The 12,647-nt window shown below is 70.4% G+C and carries 8 protein-coding genes; 3 read left to right on the top strand and 5 right to left on the bottom strand.

Going from position 1 to position 12,647, the window contains the following annotated elements; translation table 11 throughout:
• Positions 1-13 precede the first annotated feature (13 nt).
• The 3 genes from ACWC94_RS22170 to fxsT all read left to right on the top strand — a co-directional run bounded on the left by ACWC94_RS22170 (position 14) and on the right by fxsT (position 7,214).
• Complete coding sequence (locus tag ACWC94_RS22170) at positions 14-2,152, top strand: FxsB family cyclophane-forming radical SAM/SPASM peptide maturase (protein ID WP_450798601.1); 2,139 nt, start codon at positions 14-16, stop codon at positions 2,150-2,152.
• A 6-nt stretch (positions 2,153-2,158) separates the two neighbouring features.
• A complete protein-coding gene (locus ACWC94_RS22165; protein WP_450798600.1) occupies positions 2,159-2,986 on the top strand; it encodes an aminoglycoside N(3)-acetyltransferase in 828 nt (275 codons plus the stop codon).
• A gap of 274 nt (positions 2,987-3,260) precedes the next feature.
• Complete coding sequence (fxsT, locus tag ACWC94_RS22160; RefSeq protein WP_450798599.1) at positions 3,261-7,214, top strand: FxSxx-COOH system tetratricopeptide repeat protein; 3,954 nt, start codon at positions 3,261-3,263, stop codon at positions 7,212-7,214.
• A gap of 291 nt (positions 7,215-7,505) precedes the next feature.
• Here fxsT and ACWC94_RS22155 read toward each other — a convergent pair whose 3' ends face one another.
• The 5 genes from ACWC94_RS22155 to rpsR form a co-directional block, all read right to left on the bottom strand.
• Positions 7,506-7,760 (bottom strand): alpha/beta fold hydrolase, encoded by a 255-nt coding sequence (locus tag ACWC94_RS22155; protein ID WP_450798598.1) that lies wholly within the window; start codon positions 7,758-7,760, stop codon positions 7,506-7,508.
• A gap of 29 nt (positions 7,761-7,789) precedes the next feature.
• Positions 7,790-10,210: a tetratricopeptide repeat protein gene (locus tag ACWC94_RS22150; protein WP_450798597.1), complete on the bottom strand. Its 2,421-nt coding sequence runs from the start codon at positions 10,208-10,210 to the stop codon at positions 7,790-7,792.
• Positions 10,211-10,453: 243 nt separating this feature from the next.
• Entirely contained in the window at positions 10,454-11,203 is a 750-nt protein-coding gene (locus tag ACWC94_RS22145) for a TIGR03943 family putative permease subunit (RefSeq protein ID WP_450798596.1), read from the bottom strand.
• Entirely contained in the window at positions 11,200-12,234 is a 1,035-nt protein-coding gene (locus ACWC94_RS22140) for a permease (protein ID WP_450798595.1), read from the bottom strand. Before ACWC94_RS22140 ends, ACWC94_RS22145 begins: the two co-directional genes overlap by 4 nt.
• 119 nt (positions 12,235-12,353) lie before the next feature.
• Positions 12,354-12,596, bottom strand: a complete 243-nt coding sequence (gene rpsR / locus ACWC94_RS22135; RefSeq protein ID WP_450798594.1) for a 30S ribosomal protein S18 — start codon at positions 12,594-12,596, stop codon at positions 12,354-12,356.
• Between the last annotated feature and the right edge of the window lie 51 nt (positions 12,597-12,647).

Genomic DNA, 12,647 nt, shown 5'->3' with positions numbered 1-12,647 from the left:
CCGTCGTCCGCCCATGACGCTCGGGCCGAGAGCCTTCCGCCAGTTCGTACTCAAGGTGCACAGCAGGTGCGACCTGGCCTGCGACCACTGCTACGTCTACCGGCACGCAGACCAGAGTTGGCGGCGACGTCCCCCGGTCATGCCGGAGGACGTGGTGACGGCCACGGTGTCACGGATCGCCGAGCACGCCCGCGGTCACCCCGAACTCGAACGCGTGCACGTCGTTCTGCACGGCGGTGAGCCGTTGCTCGCGGGCCGGGAACGGCTGGCACGGATCGCCTCCGAATTGCGCCGGGCGCTGGACGGAGTGTGCGATCTCGACCTGCGCATGCAGACCAACGGACTCCGGCTGGACGACGACTTCTGCGACATGCTGGCGCGGGAGGCGATCCACACCGGAATCTCCCTGGACGGGGACCGTGCCTCCCACGACCGGCATCGCAGACGAGCCAACGGAACGGGGTCGTACGACGCGGTTGTCCGCGCCGTACGGCTCATCGGATCGCCTGCGTACCGCCGGATATTCGCGGGCCTGCTGTGCACGGTCGACGTCGAGAACGATCCGGTCGAGGTGTACCGGGCTCTGGTGGCGCTCGATCCACCACGCGTGGACTTCCTCCTGCCCCATGCGACCTGGGATCACCCTCCCGCGCGGCTGAGTGGGCATCCCCACGCGCACGCACGGTGGCTGACGACCGTGTACGACCTGTGGACCGCCGACGGCAAGCCCTTCGGCGTCCGCCTGTTCGATTCGATCGAGGCCGAGCGGGACGGAAGGCGATCTCTCACCGAGGCACTCGGACTCGGCAGCCCCGACCTTGTCGTCATCGAGACGGACGGCGAGATCGAGCAGGCCGACTGGCTCAAGACAGCGGCGCAGGACGCGCCACGGACGGGATTCCACGTACTGCGGCACTCGTTCGACGAGGCGGCGGGCCACCCCGGCTTCCTCGTCCAGCAGGCCGGCATCACCGGCCTGTCCCGGACGTGCCGGGAATGCCGAGTGGTACGCATGTGCGGAGGCGGGCTGTACGCCCACCGGTACCGCTCGGCCAACGGCTTCGACAACCCGTCGGTGTACTGCGGCGATCTCATCCGCCTGATCGACCACTGCCTCCTGGGCGCCCGCCCGCGGCCGGCCGGCCACGCGCACCGGCTCACGCCGCGGGGCTTCGACTCGCTCGCGGCGGGGGACAGCGACGCCGACGCGCTGCGCGAGCTGGTGAGAGCGGAGTCAAGTATCTGCAGGGTGCTCTTCGCCGTACTCTGCGCGCGGTACGGGGGTCCGGAAGCGGACGCCGTGACCCGCATGGACCGGCGATGGCCCGGTGAGACGACGCGGGTTCTCCGGCATCCCTACCTCCGCCCCTGGTCGGTGCGCGCCCTCGAAGGACATCTGGTCCGTGACGCGGTCCGGCAGCGGCTCGCGGAGATCGCCGTGGCCATCGCGCTGCGCACCGGTGCCGATCTCACGGTCCCACTGCCCGCGACCGCGCAGGCCGTCCATGTCCCGGGCTACGGCCGACTGGTCCTGCCGCCCCGTCCGGGGAACGGCGAGCTGATCGTCCGCGGCGGAGCCCTGATCCTGCGGGTCGACGATCGCTCACTGCCGATTCCGGTGACCGGGGCCTCGCCCGCTCTGCCGGGTTGGGAACCGGTGCGCAGCCTTGTCACGGGCGGTTTCCGCATCCTGGTGGAGGACGGTGACCCGCATCGGGACGTTCTCGAGGCCGGTCCGGCACCACGGCTGAACGAGGAGGAGTACGGCCGCTGGCAACGACTGTTCGCCGAAGCCGTCGTCCATGTCCGCGACCGGCACGGCGACCGCGCCGCGGGCGTCCGCGCCCTGCTCACCGTCTGCACACCCCTCGGCGGTTCGGAGGAACGGGGCGTTGTGGCCGCCGCCCCGGATGCCTTCGGTGCCTTGGGACTGTCCCTGCCGTCCACCGCCGGCTCGCTGGCCGCGCTGCTCGTCGACGGAGTGCAGCAGATGAAGTTCAACGCCTTGTCGGACCTGTTCGACCTGGCCGAAACCCGCGAGGCGAAGGACAGGCTGCGGTCTGCGTATCTGGGTCGAACACCGCTGGGGACGTTGCCTGCCGGGGACCTGACCGGCTACGGGCGCCGGATGGCCGACAGGCTGCGGGGTTGAACACCGATGTTCACTGAGGCCTCTCTCCGTGCCGACCTGAGAAGTCTGGGGTGCGGGCGCAGGCCGACGCTCCTGGTGCACGCGTCGCTGCGATCGGTGGGAGCGGTGAGCGGCGGTGCCCTCACGGTCGTACGCGCCTTACGCGGCGTGCTGGGCAGCGACGGCACACTGGTGGTCCCCACCTTCACACCGGGCAACTCACTGACCTCCCGCAGCTACCTCGCCAGCACCCAGGGCATGTCGGAGGGTCAACTCGCCTTGTTTCACGCGCACATGCCACCGTTCGAAGCGGCGGCCACACCTTCGGCGGGCATGGGAGCGATCGCCGAGCAGGTGCGTACCACCGTGGGAGCAGCACGCAGCGACCACCCCCAGACGTCCTTCGCCGCGCTCGGCCCGGCTGCCACGAGGACTGTCGCGCACCATGCACGGGACTGCCTGCTGGGTGAGCGATCCCCGTTGGGCCGCCTGTACGACGGCGATGCGGACATCCTGTTGCTGGGCGTCGGTTTCGAGGTCTGCACCGCCTTCCATCTGGCGGAATACCGTCTGCCCGCCCGTACGCGGCGGTACGACTGCCGGGTCATGGAACGGAGTGGCCCCCGCTGGACGAGCTTCGTCGACGTGGATCTCGACGACAGCGACTTCGGCGAACTGGGCCGGTGGCTCGAGACATCGACACACCGCGGCCGTAGTCCCGTCGTGCGAGGCCGTGTCGGAGACGCCGACAGCAGGCTGATCCCCCTGCGTCGGGCCGTCGACGGCGCCGTCGCGTGGAGGGCCTCCAGACGCGACGGCCCCCGCGTCCCAGCGGGTGGGGACGACCGCGCCTGACGTCCAGGACGACGCCCCACCGCCCAGCGACACCCAGGCTGTGTGTCCCCCCCGATCCACCTCGGCCCACGGACCCAGCTGAGCATCGAGTGGCAGGACGTGCTCGCGGGAACCGAGCAGCTCCCCACTCGCTCGCCTGCCGACGAGTTCAACGCCCGCTTCGTAAAACTCGCCGGCAGCGCGGTCTCCCCGTACCGCGGCCGAGCTACGCTGCGATCCCGACCGCGTCCTCCAGCGACGCGTCCGACGCCCAGGGGGACCAGGAGGCCCAGCCGTGACCGGCCCGCTCGCCCGCCCCGAGGGCGGCAAGATCGTGACGTTCTACAGCTACAAGGGCGGCACCGGCCGCACCATGGCGCTCGCCAACACCGCCTGGATCATGGCGTCGCAGGGCAAGCGGGTCCTGGTGGTCGACTGGGACCTGGAGGCGCCGGGAGTGGCCGGCTTCCTGCGTCCGTTCCTGGAACCGAACACACTGCGCGACCGCCCCGGAGTCCTGGACCTCCTCAATGACCACATTCTGCGGGTCGACTCCCGGTGGGGCAGCGGACACCCCGGCGCCACCGAGGAGGCCACCGCGTGGGTCAGCGACCAGGCCGACATCACCAGGGCCGTCTCCCCGTTGCAGTGGACCTTCCCGGCCCGCGGCCGACTGGACTTCATCTCGGCGGGCCGCCAGGACCGCGCCTACTCGTGCGTCTTTTCCCAGTTCAACTGGAACCGCTTCTACGAGGACCAGTACGGCGGCCGGTTCCTGGACGCGCTGTGCGCCAGGTTCCGCAGCGCATACGACTACGTCCTCGTCGACAGCCGGTCCGGGCTGGGCGACATGTCCGACGTCTGCACCATCCACCTCGCCGACGTCCTGGTGAACTGCTTCACGTACAACGACCAGAGCATCGAGGGCGCGGCGGCCGTCGCCCGCCGGGTGACGGACATCTGCGGGGACCGCCGCGTCCGGATCCTGCCGGTCCCCATGCGGGTGGAGGACTCCGATGCGGACCGGTTGGAGGCCGCGCGCGCCAAGGTCCGCCTCATGTTCGACCGGTCGCTGGAGCGCACCTCTCACGTCGACCCGAGCCGCTACTGGGGCGACGTGGAGGTGCCGTACAAACCCGCGTACGCGTACGAGGAGATCCTCGCGACCTTCCGTGACGAGCCAGGTGTCCCGGCCTCTCTCCTCGCGGCCTGTGAACGACTGACGGCGGTCATCACCGAGGATGACGTGACCTTCATGGCCCCGATGACCGGCACGCAACGACGGCACTACCTGGAGGCCGCTGTGCGGCGACGCTCTCCGGGCCCCACCCATGTGTACCTGAGCTATGTGCCCGAGGACCGGATGTGGGCCGACTGGATCAGGTGGGTCCTCACCCAGGTCGGCTTCACTGTGGGCGACGCCCGCTCCGAGGACGGCAGCGGCGCCGGTGTCCCCCTGCGGGCGGACATCGCCGGGAGGGTGCACGGCGCCGTCCGCACGGTCGCGGTGCTGTCCGCCGCCTATCAGAGGTCACCGCAGGCCAGGGCCGTCTGGGAGGCGGTGGCCGTCGCCGACCCGATGGGGTCACGGCGTGTCCTGGTACCGGTCCGGGTCAGCGACTCACCGCCGGAACACCCGTTCTCGGACCGCACTCCCCTTCCTGTGGGCACCATGACCGAGGTTCAGGCCAGGAACGCTCTCCTGAGGGCCTTGGACGCTCAGCCGGTTCAGGGCGAGCACCCCGAGGGCGACATCGTCACCGGCCCGCGGTTTCCCGGCGAGGAGCCACCCGTGTGGTCCGCTCCCCCGCGCAACGCGGCTTTCACCGGGCGCACCGACCTGCTGGAGGAGCTGCACCGCACTCTCGCCGACAACGGCACCGCCACCCTCCTTCACGGTATGGGAGGCGTGGGCAAGACCCAGCTCGCCGCCGAGTACGCGCACCGCTACCGCGGTGCCTATGACGTCGTCTGGTGGATCGAGGCGGAGTCCGGTGACCTGGCGCTGCGCCGGTTCGCAGAACTTGCACCGCGCCTCGGCCTCGAGGAGCAGGACGGCATCAGCGCCACGGCCGACGTGGTCCGGGGCGCGCTGCGCCGAGGGGAGCCGTACGACCGGTGGCTGCTGGTCTTGGACAACGCGTCGTCCCCCGAGTCCGTCGAGTCCCTGCTGGTCGACAGCCCAGTCGGTCATGTGCTGATCACCTCCCGCAACGCGGGCCGGGCCCGGATCGGCCGGCAGATCCAGGTGGAGGTCTTCTGGCGTGCCGAGAGCGTCGCTCACCTCCTGCACCGGGTCTCCGCCATCAGCGCGGAGGACGCGGACCGGGTCGCCGAGGCGCTTGGTGATCTGCCGCTGGCCGTCGACCAGGCCGCCGCCTGGCTCAACGAGACCGGCCGGCACGTCGACGAGTACCTCGCACTGCTCACATGGCAGCTGGACAGGCCGGCCGGGGACGCCGACACCGATGCGTACCCACTCGGGGTCGGCGCGATCTGGAACCCTTCCTCCCAGCAACTCAACTCACCGGTCGCCCGGCGGCTGTTGCAGCTGTGTGCGTACTTCGGTGCCGACCCCCTCTCCTTCGACCTGGTGCACGGCCGGGAGATGAGCAAGGCCCTCGGCGAAGTACTGCCGGGCGGCGACGGTACGGCACTGGTGTACCGGGCGGTCCAGCAACTGCGCCGCCACGCCCTCGCCCGGGTCGACCCCAGCAGACGCGGTATCCGGATGCACCGGCTCGTCCAGGCGGCGGTGCGCTCCTCGATGACCGAGGCGGAGCAGGAGCAGGCCCTGCGGGTCGTACGGGACGTGCTCGCCGGTGCACGTCCCTGCAACGGTGATGTGGAGGACCCGCGGAACTGGTCGCGCTACCAAGCCGTCTGGCCCCATCTGGAGACGCCGTGGACCAGGCAGTCGCTCGACGACGACATCCGCTGCCTGATGACCGAGCGGCTGCGGTACCTGCGGGCACGGGGCGAATACGCGCAGGCCGTGTCCCTCGGCGAGGACCTGCTGTCCCTCTGGCAGCACCAGACCGGCGCCCACGACCGCTGGACCCTGCACCTGCGCTTCGAAATCGCCAACACGCTACGAGCGCAGGGCCGGTACGCCCAGGCGCTGGAGGTTGACCAGGACGTCTACCACCTGCAGCGCGAGGCTCTCGGTGACAACGACGCGCACACCCTCATGACGGCCGGCGGCCTGTGCGCAGACCTGCGGGCCGCCGGCCGGGTACACCAGGCCCTGGAGGTCGGCCGCGAGACCTACGAGCGGTCCGTGGAACTGCTGGGCGAGGATCACCCTCAGGCCCTGGTCGCGGCGGACCACCTGGCCGTGGCGCTGCGTCTGGCCGGGAACTGCTTCGACGCACGGACCATCGACCAGGAGACCCACGGCCACCGCACGCTGACGCTGGGCCAGAAGCATCCGTACACCCTCGTTTCGTTGATCAATCTCGGCCGGGACCTGCGGTCCTGCGGGGCGTACGAAGACTCGGCCCAGATACTGCGTCATGCCCACGAGGCAGCCGTCGCACTCGGTGTCGCATCAGGAGCCGCCCTGGAAGCGGCGAAGGCGCTTGCGATCACGCTTCGCCGACTGGACAGCATTCCGGAAGCGATGGAACTCAGTCTCGGTGTCCTGGCCGTGTACCGAGGGCACCTGGGCGACGCCTCGCCCGAGACGCTCATGGTGCGCCTCGGCCTCGCGGGCCATCTCGCGGCGGCGGAGCGTCACGAGGAGGCCCACGCGGAGACCGCCGAACTGCTCCAAGCGTTCCGCGCCGCATGGGGCGACGCCCATCCCAACACGCTCGCGTGCGCGGTCGATCACGGCATCAACCTGCTGGCGACCGGTCGGCCGGCGGAGGCCCGGGAGACGTGCGGACAGGCTCACGCCGCACTGCGGACCGTACTCGGCCCGGAACATCCGTTCGGCATGCTCTGCCGGGTGAACCTGGCGAACGCCGAGGCCGCGCTCGGCGAGACCGCCAAGGCCGAACGCAACTACCGCCAGGCCCACCGAGAGCTGCGCGACCGTCTCGGCACGGACCACCCTGCGGTTCTCATGTGCCTGGGCAACCTCTCGGTCCTCCTCCGCGAGGCCGGTCGTGCCGCCGAAGCCGAGCAACTGGCCGGCGAGAGTCTCGACGTCCTGAGCGCCAAACTCGGCAGCAGGCATGCGAAGGTGGTCCGGCTGAGCGGCTTTCGACGGGTGGGTCTGGAACTCGACCCGCACCCGGTCTGAGAGTCCGCCGGGGTCAGGCCGTCGTGGCCGCGGCGTCGTCCTGGGCGTGTTCCCCGAGCCAGACGAGCACCTCCGGCAGCACCACAACGGCGGAGAATGAGCGGCTGCCGGCTGCGGGACCGAACCGCGGTCAGGAAGTTGCGCCCCATCATGTGGCGTACACCCGCGTCCGCGATCACCCGCCGGTCCACGTCCGGCATCTCGTCGTCGAGATCACCAAGCAGCGCGAACGGATCGGCACGCAGCTCATCCGCGTTGTCGGCCGGCGTGGCCTGCAACGTCGACCGGTTCTCACGGGCGATGATCGGCGATGTGCATCACGTCGTGCGCGGCATGAGCGACACGCCGGTTGGGCAGGCGCGTGGAACCGCCGTAACCCGGGCGGTCGTAGGAGATGAGGTGAATGCCGAGCTGGTGGAGGACCAGCGAGCATGGGCGCGGGCCGTTTCGGCTGCCGGGAGTGCCGTGCAGCAGGAACGCCGGGTGCCCCTCGGGATCACCCCAGGTCTCGAAGACGATCTCACGGCCGTCTTCGCGGAACGTCATGTGCTCCACTGCGCCTCCGGTCGGTGGTGTCACCCTGCGCCGAGCAGGCTCCGCACCTCCGCGACCTGTGGCGCGCCGAGCTCGGTGTAGAGGTCCCGGGCCCTGACGAGGTACGGCCCCGCAGCCTCGTCCCGCCCCCGGCTCAGCTCGAGTCTGCCCAACTCCATGTTGGCGCGGGCTTCGCCGGAGGGGTCGCCGATCTGCTCGTAGGTCATCCGCGCTTCCTTGAGCCTGCTGTCCGCCGCACCGAACTCGCCCTGTGCGGCATGGAGTGCGCCCAGCTCGATCTTCGTCCACGCGGCGCCTCGGCGGTTTCGCATGCGCTCGTACATCTGGAGCGCCTTCTCACCGTGCCCCCGCGCTGTGGTCGGTTCACCCAACACGCGGTGCAGGGAGCACAGTTCGACCTCCGCGTCGGCGATGTTGCGCTGGCTGTCCAGCGCCTCGAACCCCCGCAGCGCCTCCTGCAGCAGGGTGCGCGCCTCGTCGTACTGACCGAGGCACCTCTTCAGGATCCCGATCTCGCGCTGGGCCCAGGCGCGGCCGTTCCCGTCCCCCAACCCGGTGTTGATGCCCAGCGCCGCGTCGAAGTGCCTCTCGGCGCCGACGTAATCCCCGGTCAGCCGGTCGATGACGCCGAGTTCGATGAGCATCCACGCCTCGTTGCGATGGTTCGCTATCTCACGGTAGAGGGTCAGCGCCTCGGTGAGGTGTCCCCGGGCTCCTCGGTAGTCGCCCGTCGCCCTTTTGATCAGTCCGAGAACCCCCAGCCCGTTGGCTCTCCCACGCGTTTGGCCCTCGCTCGCGTGGAGGGTGACGGCACTGTCCATCCTCGCGCGTGCGGTGCGGTAGTCGGCCAAGTGGTAGTGGTTCGTGGCCACTTCGGCGGCGGCATGCGCCTGGTTGCGTCGGTCGCCCAGCCGGGTGAAGGCCTCTGTCGCCTCCTCGGCCTGCTCAAGAGCTCTGCCGTACTCCCCCGACACACGGTGCAGGGCCGCCAGCTGCACCTGGCAGTGGGCCTTGCCGGCCTCGTCCGACGCCGGTGTGATCTGCAGCGCGGCTTGGTTGAGTCGTATCGCCTGATGGATGTTCCGCTTCTTCACGCGCATGTAGTAGGCGAGCCCGGCCGTCAGGCGCCAACTCTCCGGCCAGGCGTGGTGGGTGGCCAGGCGCGCCACCGACCGCAGGTCCTCGAAGTAGCGATGCAGCCACTCCAGGGCCTGTTCCTCATTCATGATCACCTGGGGGTCCCCGAGGAAGAGTGGGGCGTGGATGCCGTCGTTGGCCGCCACCAGCTGCTCCGCCGCCCACTTGAACAACCGCTCCCGGGCCTGGTCACACGTTCCGTCCCGATGTGAGCCCTCCCGGTGTGCCAGCGCTCGCACCAGGTCGTGCAGACCGTATCCATGTGGGTCGGGCTTGATGATCAGCCCGTGCTCGTGCAGCAGGACGAGAGCGTCCGCCGCTTCCCGAAGGGGCACGTCGGCCAGGGCCGCGGCGATCTCGTCGGTGACGTGCGGCCCCGGGTGGAGTGCCATCCGGCGGAAGACCAGGTGCTCCACCGGCGCCAGCGCTTCGATCGCCGCCAGTATGGGTTCGGTGCCTTCACCACTCAGGGTGACGGGCGGTTCGGTGCGCAGGGCCAGTGGCGTCTGCTCCGCGACGATACGGTCGGCGAGGTGCCGGATGGTCAGGGGCAGGCGGTACAGGGCCACCATCGCGTCGATCACTGTGTCGTCGACGGTGCGGGAGCCTCGGCGCAGGATGGCGGTGACGACCGCCCTGGCTCCTTCTTCGCTCAGGGCGTCGAGCTCGAGGTGGAGGTCCGGGTCGAGGCCGGTGAGCATGGTCCGGCTGGTGACGATGACCATCGCACGGGGGGAGGCGGGAAGAAGGGGTTGCACCTGTCCGGCGTGGTTCACGTCGTCGAGGACGATGAGGAACGGCCTGTTGTTGACGGTGTTCAACCACTGACCCGTCATGCTGAGCGGATCGAAGTGCCCTGTTCCCGCGGCGGCGCCGACGGCGGCCAGCAGGGCGGCCAGGGCGTCCTCCGTGAGGAGTCGACCGGCCGACTCGGCGTTGCTGCGATACCCGACGAACAGCTGGCCGCTCGGATAGCACACGGCAAGACGGTGGGCCGCCTGTACGGCGAGTTCCGTCTTGCCGCTCCCCGGAGGGCCCGTGACGAGGCAGACCAGGGCCCGTGGCCGCGGTGCGGGTGGCCGGGCGTTCAGTATCCGGTCGAGCTCGCTCTCGCGGCCGGCGAACACCGCGGTCCCCGGAGGGAGTGTGCTCGGACCACCGCTGGGCTCCTCGGCCCGGTCGGAGCCGCCCGAGGCAGCACCGCCGCCCGGCACCAGTGCGGCGCCGACGGCCGCGAGGGAGACCAGGAGGAGCAGCGCGCCGAAGAGCCACCAGTTCCAGGTGGAGGTGATCAGGTTGGTCACCGCGCCTACGCCTGCCCCGAGGACGGGCCCGGAAGCCAGTATCAACACCTCACGTCGTCGCCTGGCGAGGCTTCTGGTCATCTACCCCCCACTGTCGCCGAGCGAACAGGGCATGCCCGTTGAAACACGGTTTCACTCCTCCGGCCACGAGGGCTCGCCGGTCATCGTCGGCCGATACGGTTTACGGCTGACTCATGGCCGAGGGTGAGGGCCCCCGCCCGTCGCCCCGTTCCGGGAGCCGGTTCACCTCGCGGGAGTCAGCGCAAGGGCGTCGGTGTACGCGTTCACCGGCTTGGCGGTCTTCTCCGCGGACCGGGCGTCGAGCGCGGCGGCGGCAGAACCCGTACCCAGGGTTCCCCCGGGGTGCCAGGTGCCCGTGACGGCCACCCAGGTGTTGGCGGGCGGGGCCGGGGTGCCGTAGATCCGTACCTTCACGGACTGGGCGTCCGCCGCGCAGCAGGAGATGATGATCCGGGTCAGGAACCAGCCGTCGCCGTGCGGGGCGGGCGTGACGAATCCGGTCATCTGGACCGTACGTTCCTTGATGGCCCGGCTCCGGTCCTGCTGCACGCGGCGGGTGAAGTCGGAGAGGGTGATCGGAAGCGGCGAGGTGCCGGGCAGCGGGTCGAAGTCGTCCTGGTGGGTGATGGCCTTGGGGGCTTCGCGGGAGGCGGTGTACGCGCCGAGGGCGGGCGGGGCGTACAGGAGCAGGCTCAGCACCGGGAGGAACAGCAGCCACGCGGCCCGGGGTGTGGTGGAGTGGTGGTGCCCGTGGCTTCCGTCACCGTGGTCCGCGTGCTCGTCACCTCCGCGCCGTCGCCCGTACGACACCGCGTCCGCCACGCCGAGCAGGATCAGCAGAGCGCCGGAGGCGATGAGCAGCGGGCGCATCCCCTCCTTGACGTAGCGCAGGTACAGGTCGGTGAAGAGGGCGACGCGCAGCAAGCCGATGCCGGCGAGGACGAGCAAGGCCGTCTGCAGCGGGCGTTTCACAGCAGTGCTCCTCCTATCAGCGCGCTGGACAGGACCGCCACGACCGTCGTGGCGGCGGAGAACCGGACCGCGAACGCCCGGCCGAAGGTGCCCGCCTGCAGGGCGATCAGCTTCAGGTCGACCATGGGACCGACCACCATGAACGCCAGCCGCGCGACCGGTGAGAACCCGCTCAGCGAGGCCGCCACGAACGCGTCCGCCTCCGAGCACACCGCCAGCACGATCGCCAGTGAGGCCAGGAACGGCACCGACAGCCAGGGTGAGCCGGAGAACGCGTCCAGCACGGAACGGGGTACCGCCACATTGAACGTGGCCGCCGCCATCGCGCCCACCACGAGGAAACCGCCCGCGTGCAGGAAGTCGTGCTGGAAGCCGGTCCGGAACTCCCGCCACCGACTGCCGCCCTCCTGATGCCCGCTGTGCCGCACGCCGGGCCGCAGCCACTCGGCCCGCCCCAGCCACAGCCAGAGCCAGCCCATCACCGCGGCGGTGCCCAGCGAGGCCAGCAGCCGGGCGGCGACCATGGCGGGGTGTCCCGGGAAGGCGACCGCGGTCGCGGTCAGCACCACCGGGTTGATCGCGGGTGCCGACAGCAGGAACGCGAACGCGGCCGCGGGCGTGACACCCCGGGCGATCAAGCTGTTGGCCACCGGCACCGACGCACATTCACAGCCCGGCAGCACGGCACCCGCCACGCCGGCCACCGGCACGGCGAGCACCGGCCGACGTGGCAGCACACGGCTGAACACATGTGCCGGCACGAACGCGTTGATGGCACCGGACAGGGCCGTGCCCAGCAGCAGGAAGGGCAGCGCCTGCACGGTCACGGCGAGGCAGACGGTCCGCCACGCCTGCATCGCAGGGGTCTGCATTCCCCGGCCCACGAGGTAGAGCGCCGTGCCGGGAACGATGGCCGCCCCCAGCAACAGCAGCGGCCAGAACCGCAGCCAGCCGGGAGCGGCCTCGTCCCTCGGCACCGCGTCCGCATCGACGGCCTCGGGCACCTCGGCCCGTTCGTCTGTTCTCTGCATGCTGGCTCCGCCTGTCACATGTCCGAGTCAACGTAGCGGACATCGACGACGACCCTATCCGAGCGTGCCGAGAGCCCTGCCGGCACACCAGGGGCGGCACAGCTGCTGACGCGCGCCGACTACCGGGAGCTGCGGGGCAGCAGAGCCATCTCGCGTGCGTTCTTGACGGCCCGCGCCAGCTGCCGCTGCTGCTGGCGGGTCACGTGGGCCACCCGACGGCTGCGGATCTTCCCGCGGTCGGAGATGAACTTCCGCAGCAGGTCGGTGTCCTTGTAGTCGATGTACGTGATGCCGGCGGCGTCCAGCGGGTTGGCGCGCTGCCGCTTGGCCGTCTGCCGCCCGGTGGTCCTGTTTCGGGGCACGGTCGGGTCGGTCCCTTCTCTGTGGTCTCTGTGGGTCTATGTGGTCTGTGG

This window comes from Streptomyces sp. NPDC001135 (assembly GCF_053598395.1).
The sequence above is the reverse complement of the archived record's forward strand: the minus strand, read 5'-3'. Positions and strand labels throughout refer to the sequence as shown.

Bases quoted from the DNA above. Each gene is read 5' to 3' on its own strand.
- ACWC94_RS22155 (WP_450798598.1), bottom strand. From the start codon at position 7,760: ATGACGTTCCGCGAAGACGGCCGTGAGATCGTCTTCGAGACCTGGGGT.
- ACWC94_RS22140 (WP_450798595.1), bottom strand. From the start codon at position 12,234: ATGCAGAGAACAGACGAACGGGCCGAGGTGCCCGAGGCCGTCGATGCG.
- ACWC94_RS22170 (WP_450798601.1), top strand. From the start codon at position 14: ATGACGCTCGGGCCGAGAGCCTTCCGCCAGTTCGTACTCAAGGTGCAC.
- ACWC94_RS22165 (WP_450798600.1), top strand. From the start codon at position 2,159: ATGTTCACTGAGGCCTCTCTCCGTGCCGACCTGAGAAGTCTGGGGTGC.